Genomic DNA, 17137 nt, shown 5'->3' on the forward strand with positions numbered 1-17137 from the left:
ATATATATTATACTTTTAATTTGAAACCATTCTGTAACAATTTAAAAAAACAATTTGCTCAATTTGCTTTTGCTCAATTTGCTCGCAAATCGTTTTTATGCCTTGCAATTTTTTTTTTATTAAAATATTTGGTAGTAACACCGTGCTGATGGTTTAGAATGGCGTTAGGGTGAAGTAAGCCTCGAAGTTTGTGAGCCCTTCATCAGGTGTCCGCCGAAGAAGCATGGTTTCGAGACGATAAATAAATGTCATTTTTTTTAGGGGACATGGATTTTTGTTCGGAGATGAATGCTAATTTGCTATTTTACTATAATAAGTAAAATAGCAAATTAGCAATTACATACTTTGTCAATCTTTCTATAAATGAACATGCCGCCCTGCAAATTAGAGGGGTATTACTTCTCTAACTTGATGAAGAAAAGGTTGCAGGTGTCGCCCTTGGTAAGAGTGTGGGGGCCTGGCTCTAAGGTGGTGACAAGGGTTTTGGTAGCAGTGTCGCCGCTAATCTTCTTTTTGTCCACCTTAATGTTTACATTAGTGTCTTCGCTACCAAAATAGAGAGTCATAGTCATCTTTTCGGTTATAGTGAAGGCAATGGATGTGGAACTTTCTATCTTCAAACACTCTTTATAGGTCACTCCGTCCACAGTTGCGGTGCCCTTGGTGTTGCTGTAGTTTCCGGAGATGGTGAAGAAATTGTTTGACGGGGTCTTGCCGGTGAAGTGGCAAGTGATGAGGGATTCCATTTCTCCTCCTTCTTCGCCTCCAGTTTCTCCTCCAGTTTCTCCGCCACCGTTAAGTTCCTCGCCGCCGAATATCTTCACGAGTGATGACTTGTAGCTTTCCAGGGCAGACTTCAGTGCTGAGTCCAAGTTGTAGTCAGAGTCCTTGCCGGTGAAGTCCCATGCGAAGTCGCCGTGGTTGAGTCGTCCGGCTCCATAGTAGCCAGTCACGTTGGCTGGCACGTCGGTGGCGTCAGCAACTGCATAGGTGTACATAAGGCTGTTGTTGGTGTCAAAGTTGTCGTATCCTGTTCCACCTTGCTTGGCCTTTACACCAGCGGGCACGGTTTCGTTTCTTTCCTTAGCCTCGTAAGCGTCAAACTCAGTGTTGTCCTGCTGGTAAGTGACATATTTGAAGTTGCTTGACTTTTCAGCAAAAATGTTTCCGAAAGACTTTATTATGCCACCGTCCTCGCTTGAGAATGTGCCCTTGTGCTCAGAGTTGTTGATGTCGCTTCCCTGCATGGAGATGAGCATAGGCTTGTTGCAGTTGCGGAAGTAGTTTGCCTCGACGAATGCGCTTGAGCCAGTAGTGGCTCCCACGCCATACTCGGCCACTCCGTCGTAGTAGTTGTTCCAGATGTGTACGGTCATGCACCTGATTCTCGGGTGGCGTGAGTCGCTGTGGTCAAACCAGTTGTTTTGGTAGGTGATGTAGTTGGCTTCGTCGTCACCCATGCCGCAGAGTGAAGATTTTCCCGAGTCCCAGTATCTGTTGGAGCTTATGGTCACATATTTTGTTCCTCCCTTGAGGTCGACGGTGCCGTCGCCCTTTGCCTGGTCGGCGTCGCCACCGGTCTTGCCGTAGAAGAGGTCGATGTTGTGAATCCAAATGTTACTGTTGTTGGTGTCGAGCGAGATGCAGTCGTCCAAGCAGAGCATGATGGCGAAGTTTCTCATTTCCACACCTTTGCAGTTTCTCACCAATATGCCGAACCCGCTTATTGTGGCATCTTCTCCAATGCCCTCGATGGTGATGTTCATCTCCGAGTATGCGTTGCGTCCCTTTACCTGAAGTCCTTCTGCGGAGCTTGAGATATGGTCGAGGTCGTCGAGTGTCACTTTGCCTATGATACGTATGGCAAGTGGGGTGGTGTCGGTGCCTTTTTGGTAGGCATCGATGATGGATTGCAGGCCTGTGACTTCTTTCTGCGTCTTGTCGACTAGCACGCTTGTGGTTACTGTCTTTGCAGTGGCGGAAGTGATGTAGAGCACCTTGGCGTTTGACTTCAGTGTTCCATCGTCGTTATATGCGCCGATGCCGCTATAGTTGAGGTGTGCAAATCCCTCACGGCTGTAGTTTTTCACCTTGAATCCGGAAGCCACGTTTGCGGCGTCTGTCACTTCTGTTTCATTTTTTACAGGCACTACTTTCACCTCGTAGTCGTCGGCAGCTTTCAGTCCTGGTATGTCTACGCGTCCGTATGTGCCGTAGTCTCTTACGAGCTGGCCATCGACCTTGGTATAGGTGCTGTACTGTCCGCCTTTTATATATATATTGTAAGACTCGGCTTCTTCGGTCTTGTCCCATGTCATGTACAGCGACTCGAGCCATCCCTTAGCCTCTTTTATGGCCACCTTTCCTGTGGTGTTGTCGAACGAGGCTTTTGCTTGGGACCCATCCTGTGTTTTTGAGAACGACAGTCGTCCCACATTTTTCGTGTAGGTGTCTGTAGTGTTGTCGGTGGTAGTCACCATGGTGTTGTCGCCTTCAAACGCCACTGTCTTCAGTTGGTCGAGGTTGTAGTATTTTACCTCGTTGTTGTTCATTCTCAGGGTCATTTGCGACTTTGTGAGGTCTCTTTTCACCGAGTGGTCGGCTGTCTGTGCCATGCTGCCTTGTATTGCGGTGAGAGCCATTACCACGAGTGTATATATCAGTTTTCTCATCATCAGTTCCTCCTTGTTTTATTTCTTTGAGATCTTAACAATAGCTTTTCCTGCTTTCAGCATGTATATTCCATGAGCCATTCCCTTCATGCTGATGCGAGTTTCTCCCGCATTGGCCTTGCCTTTAGCCTTGACTTTTCCTGTGGCGTCGTAGACGGTAACATCCGTTTGGTCTTCAAGACCTTTTACGACGAGCATGTCGTCCACCAGTCCGTTGTATGTGAACATGGTTTCCCTCAAGCCGTTCACATCCGTTGCATCGTAGCTAAGCAAGATGCAGACCTGTTCTATTGGAGCTTTTTCAGAGGTCATGTCTGAATATTCCAACACAGCGTTGTCACCTTCGAAAGTCATAGTCACAATGCTTTTCCCAGACACCTGAATTCCGTTGACAATGATGGTTTGCACGGCTTCCGCCATGCAGTTCATGGCCAATCCCAGTGTCATGGCCAAAGTAGTAAATAGTTTCCTCATAATGTTGTTATTTGAATTTTTCGGCAAAGATACAGAAAAAAGCTTTATTTGCAACAATCACAGCATGTAATATTAACGTAAACGTTTACCAAGGAACACAATGAATGTTTTTTCACGAAATATTTGTATATATGGAACATTATTCATATATTTGCACTCGATAATTCAAAATTAATATACCATTAAGACCAAAACACGATGAAAAAGACAATTATTACTGTTTGCGCAGCTGCAATGGTTTGTGGAAGCGCCATGGCAAAGGGAGGAAATCCTTTCCTTGCAAAGTATTCAACGCCTTTTGGCATACCGCCTTTTGAGCAGATAAAGGCAGAGCATTACAAGCCTGCCTTTGTGAAGGGCATTGAAGAACACAACAAGGAGATTGCTGCCATTGTAAACAACAAGCGTCAGGCTACGTTTGACAATACCATAGCCGCACTCGACCGCTCCGGTCAGTTGCTCAACAAGGTGGCAAGTGTGTTCTATGGACAGAACAGTGCCAACACCAGCAACGAGCTGCAGGCCATAAGCCGCGAGATCTCGCCTATGATGTCACGTCATAGTGACGACATCACGATGAATGCCGCTCTTTTCCAAAGAGTGAAATATGTGTATGACAACCAGTCGCAGATGAATCTCGATAAGGAGCAGAAGAAACTGCTCGAGGAAACCTACAAGTCGTTTGTGAGAAGCGGTGCTAACCTTGACGCCGCCAAACAGGAACAGCTGAGAAAGCTTAACGAGGAGATATCAATGCTTCAGGTAGCCTTCGGACAGAACATGCTTGCAGAGACCAACGCCTTCAGGCTTGTGATAGACAACAAAGACGACCTTGCCGGGCTACCTAAGGCTCTTGTGGCCAATGCCGCCGAAACGGCTGCAGAGGCCGGGATGGATGGGAAATGGGTATTTACGCTTCACAATCCAAGTGTAATGCCATTCCTTCAATATTCTGAAAGACGTGAGTTGCGCGAGCGTATGTTCAAGGGGTATATCAGCCGTGGTGCCAACGGCAACGCCAACGACAACCGCGAAGTGGTGAAAAAGCTGGTGAAGGCTCGTCTGCAGAAGGCTCAGCTCATGGGCTACAAAGACTATGCCTCGATGGCTCTTGACAACCGTATGGCAAAGACCTCAGAGGCAGTTTACGAACTGCTTGACCAGGTGTGGCATCCTGCCCTCGACAAGGCTAAGGAGGAACTGGCCGACATACAGGCAGAGATGGCGAAAGACGGACGCGACTTTGAGTCGGAGGGTTGGGACTGGCGTTACTATGCCGACCGTGCCAAACGCTCTAAGTACAGCTTCGACGAAAACGAGCTCCGTCCATACCTGAAGCTTGAGAACGTGCGCGACGGACTATTCTATTGTGCCAACCGTCTCTATGGCATCACATTGAAGCCAATATCAAATGTGCCGCTGCCACATCCAGACGCACAGGCCTTTGAATGTCTTGACCGCGACGGAAGCCGTCTTGCCATTCTCTTCATGGATTTCTTCCCGCGGGCTTCAAAGCGTGGCGGTGCATGGTGCGGAACTTATCGCGACCAGACATACGAAAACGGGAAAAAGGTGATACCTATAGTTACCATAGTTTGCAACTTCACCAAACCGGCAGCCGGCGAACCTGCATTGTTGAGTGCCGACGAGACAAGCACTATGTTCCACGAGTTTGGCCATGCCCTGCATCAGTTCTTCCAGGATGTTCATTATGCTGGTGTATCGAATGTTCCCCGCGACTTTGTGGAACTACCTTCGCAGGTGAACGAGCACTGGGCTTTTGCGCCTGAGGTGCTGAAAGTGTATGCAAAGCACTATAAGACTGGCGAGGCAATGCCTCAGCAACTAGTGGAGAAGCTTGACAAGAGCGGGAAGTATGGTCAGGGTTTCGCCACTGTGGAATATGTGGCTGCCTCTCTGCTCGACATGGACTATCATGTGTTGACAAGTATTCCAAACGATTTCGACCTTCTTCAGTTTGAGCGTCAGACGCTTGTTGACCGTGGTCTTCTCAGTCAGATTCCTCCCCGCTACCGCACAACATATTTTAACCATACCATGGGTGGCGGTTATACAGCAGGTTACTACAGCTACATGTGGGCAGAGGTACTCGAAGCCGACGCCTTTGAAGCTTACAAGGAGACTGGCGACATCTTCAACCAGGAAGTGGCGTCGAAGTTCCGTAAGTATATTCTCACTCCCGGCGGTATCGACGATGCCATGGACATGTATGTCAATTTCCGTGGCAAGAAACCAAGTGTTGAGCCTCTGCTGAAAAACAGAGGGCTGAAATAAACATCTCGGCTTCTTTAACTATGAATAGTAACTCAACTTTGCAAGTAAAAGAAGTAATATTTGAGCCCATGCTAAACTTGAGTTGTTAAGACTTGCATCTACTCCTACAGGCTACTGTATTCCGGCGTGAAAGTGTCGCCAAGGGAGAGATCGCCGCTATGGGCTCCTAGTTTTAGCCAGCGGCTACGCTGTGACGACGTACCATGATTAAAGGAGTCGGGAACGGTGTAGCCGCGAGCTTTTTTCTGAAGATAGTCGTCGCCTATCTTGCGTGCCGCATCGAGACCTTCGTCTATGTCGCCATCTTCAAGACTGCTGAAAATGCGGTTGTCGTGATATGCCCAAATTCCGGCATAGAAATCGGCTTGCAGTTCTAAACGCACGCTGAGCCTGTTGCTTTCCTTCTCGCTTGCTGATGCCATTTTTTCATGTATACGGTCGAGATCGCCAAGTAAGTATTGTACGTGGTGTCCCACTTCATGGGCTATGACGTAAGCGTAGGCGAAATCGCCATCGGCTCCTATCTGTCGTTTCATATTCATAAAAAACGAGAGGTCGATATACACAGTCTGGTCGGCAGAGCAATAGAATGGTCCTGTGCTTGATGTGGCATTTCCACAGCCCGACTGCACTGCATCCTTGTATATCACCATTTTTGGTGGTATATACCGTTTTCCCATTCTCTCAAACAGTTCGGTCCACACGTCTTCTGTTCCGGCAAGTATCTGAGCTGAAAACTCATAGAGTTCTTGTTCCTCAGGTGTGCCTTGATACTGCCTTTGTTCTGTTTGGGGTCCTGAAAGGCCCAGCAGTCCCGACAGTCCCGATGTGCCTTGTGTGGCCACCACCACAGCCGCCACTACCGCCAGTCCTATGAGTTTAGTCTTTATTCCTCCAGGCAGTATTGCAAGCAGCCTAAGCAAGCTCAGACCACCTCCAGCCATGCTCATTCTCTCACCGCGACGATCGCTAATATTGTCGCTCATTCTTCTTCCGTCAAGTTTCATTTTTCTATTTATTATTCAAGAGTTGTATTTGTTATGGGGTATTGGAGAGTTATGGGGACCAAATGTATTATAACTTCCCGTTATAACTTCTCGTTATAGATACCTGTACGCTGAAGTTGGGGTTGAAATTGTATCTTATGGCAGCGCCTATCCGGTCGCCCATGTCGTTGAGCTCCTGTATATATAAAGGTATAGGTATGTTTGTGACTATACTTTTTTGACCATAGAGATACCCTTCCCAGTGTTCGTCAAACTTATATCCGAGCACAGCCGTGAGTCCAGCGTCGCGGAATGTGGAGTTGGCCCAAAACATGTTGTCTAAATATCCACCTACGGCCAAAGAGAGTCTTGACGAGAGAGCCATGGCATATTGTGCCGACAGATTTTGTGAGAAACCGACGCCACCATAGGCGTGCTTACCTATTTGTGAGAATATGGAAGCACCAAGACTGAGGTTCAGGCCTTCGTGAAGTCGCCAGTTGCTCCACGAACCACCAAAATAGTAGGGGTAGAAAGAATGTGATATCACTCTGCCACGATCGTCAAGGTCTGGCAGGTGAAGAGTGTCGGTGGCGGATGTAATGTCGTGGATAATATCAGAATTAATGTTGTACGGCTGACGCGAATAGGTATCGTCGACCATTGTCTCGGGCTTTATCTCCTGGGCATCGGCAGCCATAGGGAACAGAAGAGGAAAAACCACATAAAAAAGGATATTTCTCATGAATAAATGTGCAATTTTGTTCAACAATGTTGCAAAAATAACAATAAATAGTCTATTCACCAAAAAAATATTGAAACTTTTTCATTTTTTTCTTGTCTATTTCATTCTTTTAGCTTAACTTTGTAGTCGAATCATTTTAAGAAACAGCAGATTGAATAAATATTATCTTATGAGATTATTATCAAAATTGATAATTACACTCTTCTACTTGATAGTCTTTCCAATGGCAATGACAGCTGCTGACACAAATAGTGACAGCCTTTCGGCGAAAACTTTAAAAGAGGAATGCGACAGGTACAGGAAAGAGATAGCTACAGTAGACTCTGCCAGTGTTCAGAGCTATATAGCGAAAGTAAACAAGGAACGTGCCGCCAACCAAGTGGTACAACAGAAACTGCGTACCAACAAGCAACGTAATATCCTCATATTATTTGTAGTTTTCGGAGGTCTTGTAGTTATTGGACTGCTTTTGACGGGCCTTTTTCTGCTGCGCAGGTATAACAGACGACTTGTTGACTCGCAAAACCGTCTTGAGCATGCACGTCAGATGGTAGAGAATTCGGTAAGTCTGAAAAATCTTTTCCTCTCAAATATGAGTCACGAGATACGTACGCCATTGAACGCTTTAGCCGGATTTTCGACCATACTTGCCGATAATAGTCTCGACAAGGCAACACGTAAGCAGTTTGAGGAAGTAATAGGCCAGAACTCCAATTTACTATTGAAACTCATAGACGACGTGGTCGGCTTTTCATTAGGACAAAACAATGAGATGCAGTTTTCGATAGGCAACCATGATGCTGTGGATATTTGCCGAAACGTGGTGGAGACAGTCAACAAGGTAAAGCATACAGCCGCAACAATGTCGTTCTCAACCACATTATCCTCGCTGCCGCTTGTTACCGACGAGGCCCGTCTTCAGCAGTTGCTCATCAATCTTTTAGTAAATGCCAGCAAGTTTACAGAGAAAGGCTCCATCACCCTGAGTCTCTCCTCTGACGGCAATATGGCTTGTTTTGCTGTGACCGACACTGGGTGCGGCATAGCCCCGGAGAAACGGGAGGCGGTGTTCAACCGTTTTGAGAAAGCAAATGAAAGCGACAATGGCACAGGACTTGGGCTTTCTATCTGTCGTTTCATTATCGAACGTCTTGGCGGAAAGATATGGGTAGACCCGGATTATCATGATGGAGCAAGATTCTGCTTCACACATCCATTGGAAAGAAAGGAGAAAAAACCATGAAAAAACTGTTATTAATACTTTCTTTATTATTGTGCGTGCTCGGAAGAGTTGACGGACAGGAGGCAGAGAAGGCAAAGGTGGACAGTTTGCGACGTGAAGCGACAAAACTGCCTCACGGCATAAAACGACTTGAGAAACTGTCAGAACTGGTTACCGTTTCACAGCTTATGCCCGACGGAGTGAACGATGCATACCTGCTACTTGAAGAAGCGGAGAGACTGAATATTGACACTACTCAGGCCAACGCCCTGGCTTTCATCGTAAACCATCATTATATGTACGACGAAAGTCTGGATAGTGTGGAGTATTGGGCAAGGCGTGGCATGAAAGTGGCACGAAAGGCAAAGAGCTGGCGTATGTATTTTGAAATGCAGTATACCATGATCAATTCACTCGTATTCTCAAGAAGGTATGAATATGCCCTTGACCAGGCTGACATGATGCTGGCTGAAGCTGAAAAACTCAAAGATTACTCTGGCATAACAAAAGCATATGTCATAATGGCGCAGATTTACATAGGCACTTATCGTTGGCATGAGGCTGACGATGTATTGAAAAAGGCCATGAAAACCATGTATAAGAATGACGACCTGCAAATGCAGTTCACCGTGCTTATGCATAGCCTCGACTATAATATTTTTGTACAAAGATTCGACAGAATGGGCCAGACCCTAAAGGAAATTGACATAGTGATGGACAAAATGCTGCTTTTGGCTCCTGGCATGGACATAACACTCAACGACCATCGCCTTTTTGTGGAATATTGTCATATCCTTTACTGGTCATATGTGGGTGATTTCGACAAAGCCGCCAAGCATGAGGCAAAAGGCAAAGTATTCTACGACCGTCTCACCTATCCGCCATACAAACCTCTTTACTTATATGCTCTTTGTTATAACAGAACATGCCGAGGAATGCTTGACGAAGCCATCCTACTTAACGATAAAGCCATGAAGGTAGGGGAGAAGATTAATGTAAGAATGAGCAACCTCTTGACTTGTCTAATAATGCGTGCCGACATATTCTACAGGCAGAAGAAGTATGGACAAGCCTTGGAGATTTATAGGCAAATACGCCATGCAAACGACTCCATAAGCAAGCTAATATCGAACGAGCAGACTGAAGAACTACAAAACATGGGAAAGGTGAACTCTTTAAAGGCTGAGGAGGAACTGCTTAGGGGAAGAATGGGATTTGTGGGTATGGTGATTGTGCTACTCGTCGTGGCAATACTGATAGTAATAATGCAGAGATTAATGGCTACTTATGTAAGACTCAAGAAAACGGAAAGAAAAACAGCTGACGCGTTGGCCGAAGCAGAAGAGCATAACCGGCAAAAGGAGAATTTCTTCAATACCATGAGCCTTGCTATACGCAATCCGCTTAAAGAAGTGATGACAATGACGAAAAGTCTTGTTGACGACGACAACATGACAGTGGAACAACGGTCGCAAACCGCAGAGGCCATCAACCATCATACTGAACGCCTCATGTTTTTAGTGACCGGAGTGCTCGATCTTTCTCGGCTTGAGTCGGGTATGACTAAATGGCAAATTTCTAATCACGACTTTGTGGCTCTGTGTAGTGACTCTGTGGCTAAGGCAAGGCTTAGGTGGCCGGAAGCACAATACTCATACTCAATGGAAGTAAGTTCCTTCTGTTTCGACTTCGACGGCCCAAGGCTTGAAAAGGTTATCGACAGCATGCTTACGGGAACCATCGATTTGCCTTATTTCAACGGAAACGTAAGTATGAAAGTCTTTCAGGAAGGGAAACGGCTGAAAGTGGAAATAAAGGGCAGTCCACTCCTGTTGCAGCGTCAGGACGAGTCGACACTGATGAGACATGATATTAACCGTCTTACACTTGAGACAGTGAAAGACCTGTTGATTGTTGTGGTTGAGTAGGCTCAGAAAGTACTGAAGGCAAGGGGCATTAGACTGCTGATGCCATTGATGACGAAAGTGTGTCTCGTTCCGTAGAGCAGAATGTGCAGTGGCTTTCCGTAACGGGACTCTGTCTCAACCATGGCTTGCCGGCAAACGCCACAGGGGCTGACAGGCTCGGCGAGAAGTCCTGAAGCATCGCGGGCTGCTATTGCCACTGAATTGACAGCCACGTCAGGATAGTTGGCTCCTGCGGCAAAGAGGGCTGACCGCTCGGCGCACATGGAGACACCAAATGCTGCGTTTTCCTGATTGCAGCCGCCAAGAACCACACCATTGTCAAGTCTTACGGCGGCACCCACATGGAAGTGGGAGTAAGGGGCGTAAGAAATTTCTGTCTGACTGATGGCTTTTTCCACGAGCATCCTGTCTTCTTCCGACAATTCTTCGAAATTTGCCACGTGGAATGTTGTTGAAATAGTCTTTACTTCCATAATAAACCTAATTTTCTTGCAAAATTAATAAAAATCTTCTTTATACTCGCTTTTTTTGTATAATTTTGCACAAGAATAACAGTTTATAGTAGTTTTATTGAATGAAAAAATCATTATTTACCATAGCGTTAATATTTAACGCAATAATGTCCACAGCCCAAATGAAGTGGAACTCCACGTACCAGCAATATATTGACCAATATAAGGATGTGGCAATAGAGCAGATGAAGAAATACCATATACCAGCCAGCATCACTCTCGCCCAGGGACTATTTGAGTCGGGAGCGGGAAGGAGTGAGCTTGCGCGGAAGGGCAACAATCACTTTGGCATAAAGTGCCACGGGTGGAAGGGACGTAAAGTATATCACGACGACGATGCCAGCAACGAGTGTTTCAGGGCTTACAACAACGCATACGAGAGCTATGAGGACCATTCGCGCTTTTTGGTTTCGGGAAAGCGATACCAAAGCCTGTTCAGCCTGAAAAACACCGACTACAGAGGGTGGGCACAGGGACTGAAGGCTGCGGGATATGCCACCAATCCCAGCTATGCCACAAAACTCATTAATATCATTGAGTTGTATAAACTCTATGAATACGATCACGCAAAACACTACGACCGCTTCCTGGCATCTGCCACAAAGGACCGCGTGGCTCCCGGCGGTATGACTCACCCGATATATAAGTTCAACAACAACTACTACCTAAAGGCCCGCCGCGGCGACTCTTTCAGTTCGATAGCAAAGGAAATAGGCCTGAGTGAACGTAAGTTGGCTGCGTATAATGAACTGCCGGTTTCTGCAAGTCTGTCAGAAGGCGACATCGTTTATCTGAAGAAGAAAGCCAAGAAAGCCCCGAAGAGTTATAAAGACCGCTTGCACTATGTACGTGCCGGTGAGTCGATGTACTCCATATCACAGCTCTATGGTATTCGCATGAAATACCTCTATAAGATGAACAATATGACACCATACGACAATATTGTTGTAGGTCAGGGCTTAAGGCTAAGATAGTCAGACATGCCTTTTTAGTGTCAGCTGATGGTCGATGCAAGCAGGAAGTTCTTCCTGATAGTGCGACACCATGACGAGAGTCTTGTTTTGGCGTAGACAGAAGGTGTTTATCACGTCTTTCACCAAGCGACGGTTGCGGTTGTCGAGACCATGAAGAGGTTCGTCGAGAATAAGCAGCTGCGGGTCTTTCACGAAGGCTCGGGCAAGTAGCACGAGGCGCTGTTCTCCGCTTGAGAGTTTCAGAAACGACGTGTCCTCCTTTCCTTTCAGTCCAAACACTTCCATCCACCATCTGCAGATGTCGTATTCGGATTTGTCCGGTTTAACATACAGCCCCATGGAGTCTTTAAGTCCGCTTGCCACAATGCGTATGGCTGGCAAGTTGCGGTTGTATGCCCTATGCATTTCAGGAGATACGTATCCGATGTGTTTCTTTATGTCCCAGATGCTTTCACCAGAACCTCTTGGATGTCCGAAGAGAGCTATGTCGCAGGCATAGCTTTGTGGGTTGTCGGCACAGACGAGCGATAGCAGGGTGGACTTTCCAGCACCGTTTTGTCCTCCGAGAGCCCATCGTTCTCCGTTTCTTACTGTCCAGTCGAGAGTGTCGAGAATCACACGTTCGCCATATCTTATGCACACCTTTTTCATTTTTATCACTTCGTCTGAAGAGTATTCGTTGTTACGGTAAGGCATGTTGACAATAGCCTCTTTCATTTTGTCGGAAAGGACTTTTTCCGGGTCGGCTGGTCTTTGTTCTACATATTCCTTCCTTGACATTTTCTTGCCTACAGTCATGTCTTTCACTTCTACAACGTGGGTGATGAAGTCTGGAATGTCGTCGGTCTTAGACAGAACAAGGATAATTTGCAGCGACCTTTCTTGTGAAAGGGTAGAGAGTAGGGCTTTTAGTTGGTCGCGTGTACCTGCGTCGAGTCCTATGAACGGGTTGTCCATAATGATTACCCTCGGATCTGAAAGTAATGCCTTAGTAAGCTGGAACTTTCGCAGCTCGCCGCTCGAAAGCAAGATGATATATTTGTCGAGCAGATGACGAATATGGAAGAGGTCGTAGAGGTGAGACTGGAGTTGTCGGCGCTCGGCATTGTCTTCTCCCGCCAAGAGGAAAGCCCTTTCCAAAAGGTCGTTCACTACAGGGGTCTCCTTGTCTATTTCCTGTTGGTTCCAGCGTAGTTGCAGATAGTATTGACCGTCGTTGTCGCCGTAAGAGTCACGGAATGCTATATATTTGATGTTTTCTGAAGCCTGTTCGTGTGTGCTGGGCCTGAAGTCGTATTTCGGTTCGTTCATCAGCAGAGGGTGTCGCCCGGTGATGATGTCTACAAGCATGGTTTTTCCGCTTGCGTTTCCGCCTACTATTGCAATATGTTCTCCCTCGTCGAGAGTGAAGTTCACTGGTTTGGCAAGTCGCCATTCCGGCATTCGTGTCACGCCGTTCTCAATTTCAATAATTCTTTGCATCTTGTGAATTTCTATTTATTCTTTCTTTGTTTTTGTTTACGAAATCCTTCCATCCTCGGTATTGCTTGGCATCCGTTTCTGGCCGACTCATCTGGAGGTAGTGGCAGTATGCGGCCCCAAGGGCGTCGGTAGCGTCCATGAATCTGCCCATTTCTTTCTCGTCAAGTTTGAGAAGACGTTGCAGCATTCCGGCCACTTGTTGCTTTGAAGCCTGTCCCTGTCCGGTGATGGCCATCTTAATTTTCAACGGGGCATATTCGTGTATTGGCACTCCATGATGAACGGCAGCTGCTATGGCTGTGCCTTGGGCTCTTCCGAGTTTTAGCATCGACTGTACGTTTTTCCCGAAGAAAGGAGCCTCGATGGCCATTTCATCGGGTAGATAAGCGTCGATGATGCCAGTCACCCTTTCGAAGATATGTCCCAGTTTGAGGTATGAGTCGCCAAACTTCCTAAGGTCGATGATGCCCATGGTTACCATTTCGGCCTTGTTGTCCTTAACTTTTATGACACCATATCCCATAATGTTTGTTCCCGGGTCGATGCCCAATATTATTTTTTCCATTCTGTTTAACGTTTTATTATGAAGAACCCAATTCTGTGGCTTGCCCCTTTTCTGTTGAGAGACCGTACGACATAGAATCCCTCAGGAATGGAAGCCACGTTTGCTTCTTGTGTGGAGTAGGGAAGTGTAGCAATGATATTACCCGCTATGCTCTCTATTGCCAGATATTCGGCATCGGATGATTCTGTCTTGTGGGGGAGTTGGAGTGTGGTGCCGTTGCATGGAAGCATGCCTTCAACGTCGAGAGCTGAGCTTGTGGCTGGCGCTGCTGTACAGGTGGCCTTGCTTTCCTGACCATAGCGGTTGGTGGCTGTCACCGCATAGTGTATGGGTTTACGCCGGTTAGTCACCGGAATGTCGATACTTGTTTTCGTCCATCGTGTGGCTATGAGATTTGAAGGATTGTCAGTGTCGACAGGATAACTCTCCGACATATATATATTAAAAAGGTGGTAACGACCATCGGTCTGCGGGTATGGTTTTGTATCGTTCCAGCTAAGCCTGTCGATACCGTTACCCTTTACGAGATGAAGCGAAAGTGGAGGCATAACATCGTCAGCATTGTTTGGCGATTGTATCTCTGGAACGATGGCTGGAAAGACATTTACTTCATCCTTTATTATATCATAAATGCCTTTTACGTTGTCTAACAGAAATTTACACCTGAAGAAAGCCTGTCCTAAACCAGCGTCTTTGAGAAAGTGAAGTTGACGTCGCAAGACGTTTATGTCCCAGTCTTTCTCCTTGGGTGAAAGGAAGTAGATGCCAAGTCCCGATGCCACAGCCTTTCCACAATCGTTTTCTTTCCAGTCTACGGCAAAAGGGAAATATTGGTTGCCGCGGAAATACATCATAGGGTAGAGTTGGTCCATGAGTCCGTCGGCGAGCCATTTTTGGGCATCCTGGCATACTTTTGTGCGAGCGTTCCATCCGTAGCTTGAGAATCGTGCGAGGTCGTCGTGCTTTCCCACCGGCGAGCAGCTCATTTTCACCCAAGGCTTTCTTGCCTTCACCTCCGTTGCCACTTTTTCCACGATGCGTGTGATGTTTTTTCTGCCTTTTACAACGTCAATTCGTCCTTGCCATGTTTCAGGATACCTGATATAGTCGAGGTGAATGCCGTCGATGTCATATTTTTCGGTTATCTCCGCGCAGATGGAAGCGATATAATCAGCCGCTGCCGTCTTTTCCGGATTAACGAATCCCTCGTCGGCTATGCGCTTTACAATATCCGGTCTTTTCTTTCTTAGTTGTCGGCATCCGTATCCGTTCCATTTTCCTATAGGTATGCTTACCACCCAAGCATGGAGTTCCATACCACGTTTGTGGCATTCGTCGATGGCAAATTCCAAAGGGTCGTATCCAGGCGTTTTTCCAGGTATTCCCGACATACATCCGTCCCACGGCTCAATATCGGAAGGATAAATGGTGGTTGCCCTTACTCTGGTCTGGAGCAATACGGTGTTGATATTTGCGAGTTGCAGTTTGTCTAGCATGTCTCTGAGTTCATTTTTCTGCTTTTCGATGGAATGGGCAGATTGTGCGTAAGAGTGAGGCCAGTCGAGCCCGCCAATGGTAGTAAGCCAAACAGCCCTAACCTCGTGTTTCCCGTCAGCCCAAAATGTTGTTGCCATGCATAACATTATTGTAATTAGGGCATATTTTGGCAAAAAAGTGGTATGTTTCATTCTTTTTTTTGAAATTTTGCTGCAAAGTTATGAGTTTTTTTTCATATTTCAAATTAAATTGCTACTTTTGCACCAAAGAATTTATAAAACAACTGAAAAAAATATGATTTCTTTTATTGTCAGTCTTGTAGCCTTGGTTTTAGGTTACTTTTTTTACGGAAAAGTGGTCGAGAGAATATTCGGCCCTGACGATCGTCCCACGCCTGCTGTTCTGAAAGCTGACGGCATAGACTTTATAACACTTCCCCGATGGAAGATTTTTATGATTCAGTTTCTGAACATCGCAGGTACTGGTCCTATTTTCGGTGCCATCATGGGGGCAAAGTTCGGACCGTCGAGTTATCTGTGGATAGTGTTTGGCTGCATTTTTGCAGGAGCTGTTCACGATTATCTCAGCGGAATGGTGTCGATGCGTAATGGCGGCATTGGTTTACCAGAGGTCATTGGCAAGTATCTTGGTGCAAAGGTTCGTGTCGCAATGCTTGTCCTCACGGTGTTTCTTCTTATGATTGTTGGGGCGGTGTTTGTCTATAGCCCTGCCGCAATACTAAGCAATATCGTAGGCTCAGAGTTCTTTTGGATAGTGGTCATCTTAGTATATTATCTCATTGCCACCATTCTGCCAATTAAGAACATCATAGGGCGCATATATCCGCTATTTGCTATCTCTTTGTTGTTTATGGCCATAGCAATGTTGGTGGTGATGCTGGTAAAATGGCCCACGATACCTGAAATATGGGATGGGTTGGGCAACAAAGCCATGGAGGTAAGCCCAGACTGGAAGGACAATATCTTTCCTTGTCTTTTCATAGTGATTTCATGTGGTGCAATAAGCGGTTTCCATGCCACACAGAGTCCACTGATGGGGCGCTGTATGTCATCTGAACGTCTCGGACGTCCAGTTTTTTATGGTGCAATGATAACAGAAGGTATTGTAGCTTTAATTTGGGCTGCCATCGGTTCTTATTTCTTTTACGCATCACCCCAGCCAGGCTATGAGGTACTCTCTCTCGTAGGTAACAATGGTTTTGCCACTTCAGCTCCCCATGTGGTGAATATTGTGTGCAAGGACTGGCTAGGCATAACAGGAGGAATACTCGCCTTGTTGGGAATAGTGGCGGCGCCAATCACTACTGGTGACACATCGCTTCGTTCTGCACGTCTGATAATTGCCGATTTCATCAGGATAGAACAGCGTACACTGAAGCGCAGGCTGATTATTTCCATGCCATTGTTTCTATGCACTTTCTCGTTACTGATGTGGCAGGTGGCAAATCCCGATGGATTCGGAGTTCTCTGGCAGTATTTGGGCTGGTTTAACCAGTGTCTTACAGCCATTACTCTTTGGGCTCTCACTGTTTATCTCGTTAAGGAACAAAAGCGATACATCATAACATACGTCCCGGCTGTGTTCATGACATTCGTGTGCATGACCTATCTGTTTGTGTCACGCCAGCTGCTGTCTTTCCAACTGGAGGTGGGCTATCCACTCGGTTTCGCCATTTCCTTCGCTATTTGGGGTGTTTTTCTTGTGTGGCACGCACGATATAATAAAGGTAAGGAGTTTTAACTATAGAATTTTAAATATTAACTT

The 17137-nt window shown here is 46.4% G+C and carries 13 protein-coding genes; 5 read left to right on the plus strand and 8 right to left on the minus strand.

Features of this window, described 5'->3' with window-relative positions:
- Positions 1-395: 395 nt before the first annotated feature.
- A complete protein-coding gene (locus CIK98_RS13025; protein WP_253249736.1) occupies positions 396-2675 on the minus strand; it encodes a pectate lyase in 2280 nt (759 codons plus the stop codon).
- Positions 2676-2690: 15 nt separating this feature from the next.
- Positions 2691-3146 (minus strand): T9SS type A sorting domain-containing protein, encoded by a 456-nt coding sequence (locus CIK98_RS13030; RefSeq protein WP_094384925.1) that lies wholly within the window; start codon positions 3144-3146, stop codon positions 2691-2693.
- A 198-nt stretch (positions 3147-3344) separates the two neighbouring features.
- Between CIK98_RS13030 and CIK98_RS13035 the strand changes: the two genes are divergently transcribed.
- Positions 3345-5441 carry a M3 family metallopeptidase gene (locus tag CIK98_RS13035; protein ID WP_094384927.1) on the plus strand — a complete coding sequence of 699 codons (2097 nt, stop codon included), beginning with the start codon at positions 3345-3347 and terminating at the stop codon, positions 5439-5441.
- Positions 5442-5545: 104 nt separating this feature from the next.
- Here the strand turns inward: CIK98_RS13035 and CIK98_RS13040 are convergent, their stop codons facing one another.
- Positions 5546-6448, minus strand: coding sequence for a neutral zinc metallopeptidase (locus CIK98_RS13040; protein WP_094384929.1), 903 nt, complete (start codon positions 6446-6448; stop codon positions 5546-5548).
- Between the two features lie 67 nt (positions 6449-6515).
- Complete coding sequence (locus CIK98_RS13045; protein WP_253249737.1) at positions 6516-7172, minus strand: hypothetical protein; 657 nt, start codon at positions 7170-7172, stop codon at positions 6516-6518.
- Positions 7173-7341: 169 nt separating this feature from the next.
- On the opposite strand from CIK98_RS13045, the gene CIK98_RS13050 reads away from it, so the two are divergent.
- The gene (locus tag CIK98_RS13050) at positions 7342-8415 is read left to right on the plus strand and encodes a sensor histidine kinase KdpD (protein WP_141210543.1); all 1074 of its coding nucleotides are present in this window, start codon (positions 7342-7344) and stop codon (positions 8413-8415) included.
- The gene (locus tag CIK98_RS13055; RefSeq protein WP_141210544.1) at positions 8412-10322 is read left to right on the plus strand and encodes a sensor histidine kinase KdpD; all 1911 of its coding nucleotides are present in this window, start codon (positions 8412-8414) and stop codon (positions 10320-10322) included. The genes CIK98_RS13050 and CIK98_RS13055 overlap by 4 nt, the downstream gene beginning before the upstream one ends.
- Before the next feature lie 2 nt (positions 10323-10324).
- Here the strand turns inward: CIK98_RS13055 and CIK98_RS13060 are convergent, their stop codons facing one another.
- Positions 10325-10795 carry a cytidine deaminase gene (locus tag CIK98_RS13060; protein WP_094384935.1) on the minus strand — a complete coding sequence of 157 codons (471 nt, stop codon included), beginning with the start codon at positions 10793-10795 and terminating at the stop codon, positions 10325-10327.
- A gap of 101 nt (positions 10796-10896) precedes the next feature.
- On the opposite strand from CIK98_RS13060, the gene CIK98_RS13065 reads away from it, so the two are divergent.
- Positions 10897-11808 carry a glucosaminidase domain-containing protein gene (locus tag CIK98_RS13065; protein WP_094384937.1) on the plus strand — a complete coding sequence of 304 codons (912 nt, stop codon included), beginning with the start codon at positions 10897-10899 and terminating at the stop codon, positions 11806-11808.
- On the opposite strand, the gene CIK98_RS13070 is transcribed toward CIK98_RS13065, so the two are convergent.
- From CIK98_RS13070 to CIK98_RS13080, 3 genes are read right to left on the minus strand one after another with little or no spacing between them, the layout of a single operon-like run.
- The gene (locus tag CIK98_RS13070; protein ID WP_094384939.1) at positions 11809-13290 is read right to left on the minus strand and encodes an ATP-binding cassette domain-containing protein; all 1482 of its coding nucleotides are present in this window, start codon (positions 13288-13290) and stop codon (positions 11809-11811) included.
- Positions 13274-13855, minus strand: coding sequence for a crossover junction endodeoxyribonuclease RuvC (gene ruvC, locus CIK98_RS13075; protein WP_094384941.1), 582 nt, complete (start codon positions 13853-13855; stop codon positions 13274-13276). Before ruvC ends, CIK98_RS13070 begins: the two co-directional genes overlap by 17 nt.
- 5 nt (positions 13856-13860) lie before the next feature.
- Positions 13861-15489: a glycoside hydrolase family 10 protein gene (locus tag CIK98_RS13080; protein ID WP_253249738.1), complete on the minus strand. Its 1629-nt coding sequence runs from the start codon at positions 15487-15489 to the stop codon at positions 13861-13863.
- Between the two features lie 157 nt (positions 15490-15646).
- Between CIK98_RS13080 and CIK98_RS13085 the strand changes: the two genes are divergently transcribed.
- The gene (locus CIK98_RS13085; RefSeq protein ID WP_094384945.1) at positions 15647-17113 is read left to right on the plus strand and encodes a carbon starvation protein A; all 1467 of its coding nucleotides are present in this window, start codon (positions 15647-15649) and stop codon (positions 17111-17113) included.
- The last annotated feature ends 24 nt before the right edge of the window (positions 17114-17137 follow it).

Source organism: Prevotella sp. P2-180, from assembly GCF_002251435.1.
GTDB lineage: Bacteria > Bacteroidota > Bacteroidia > Bacteroidales > Bacteroidaceae > Prevotella.

Coding starts and splice junctions, on each gene's coding strand:
- CIK98_RS13030 (WP_094384925.1), bottom strand. CDS start 3,146: ATGAGGAAACTATTTACTACTTTGGCCATGACACTGGGATTGGCCATG.
- CIK98_RS13070 (WP_094384939.1), bottom strand. CDS start 13,290: ATGCAAAGAATTATTGAAATTGAGAACGGCGTGACACGAATGCCGGAA.
- CIK98_RS13035 (WP_094384927.1), top strand. CDS start 3,345: ATGAAAAAGACAATTATTACTGTTTGCGCAGCTGCAATGGTTTGTGGA.
- CIK98_RS13085 (WP_094384945.1), top strand. CDS start 15,647: ATGATTTCTTTTATTGTCAGTCTTGTAGCCTTGGTTTTAGGTTACTTT.
- CIK98_RS13055 (WP_141210544.1), top strand. CDS start 8,412: ATGAAAAAACTGTTATTAATACTTTCTTTATTATTGTGCGTGCTCGGA.
- CIK98_RS13065 (WP_094384937.1), top strand. CDS start 10,897: ATGAAAAAATCATTATTTACCATAGCGTTAATATTTAACGCAATAATG.
- CIK98_RS13080 (WP_253249738.1), bottom strand. CDS start 15,489: ATGGCAACAACATTTTGGGCTGACGGGAAACACGAGGTTAGGGCTGTT.
- CIK98_RS13025 (WP_253249736.1), bottom strand. CDS start 2,675: ATGATGAGAAAACTGATATATACACTCGTGGTAATGGCTCTCACCGCA.
- CIK98_RS13050 (WP_141210543.1), top strand. CDS start 7,342: ATGAGATTATTATCAAAATTGATAATTACACTCTTCTACTTGATAGTC.
- ruvC (WP_094384941.1), bottom strand. CDS start 13,855: ATGGAAAAAATAATATTGGGCATCGACCCGGGAACAAACATTATGGGA.
- CIK98_RS13045 (WP_253249737.1), bottom strand. CDS start 7,172: ATGAGAAATATCCTTTTTTATGTGGTTTTTCCTCTTCTGTTCCCTATG.
- CIK98_RS13060 (WP_094384935.1), bottom strand. CDS start 10,795: ATGGAAGTAAAGACTATTTCAACAACATTCCACGTGGCAAATTTCGAA.
- CIK98_RS13040 (WP_094384929.1), bottom strand. CDS start 6,448: ATGAAACTTGACGGAAGAAGAATGAGCGACAATATTAGCGATCGTCGC.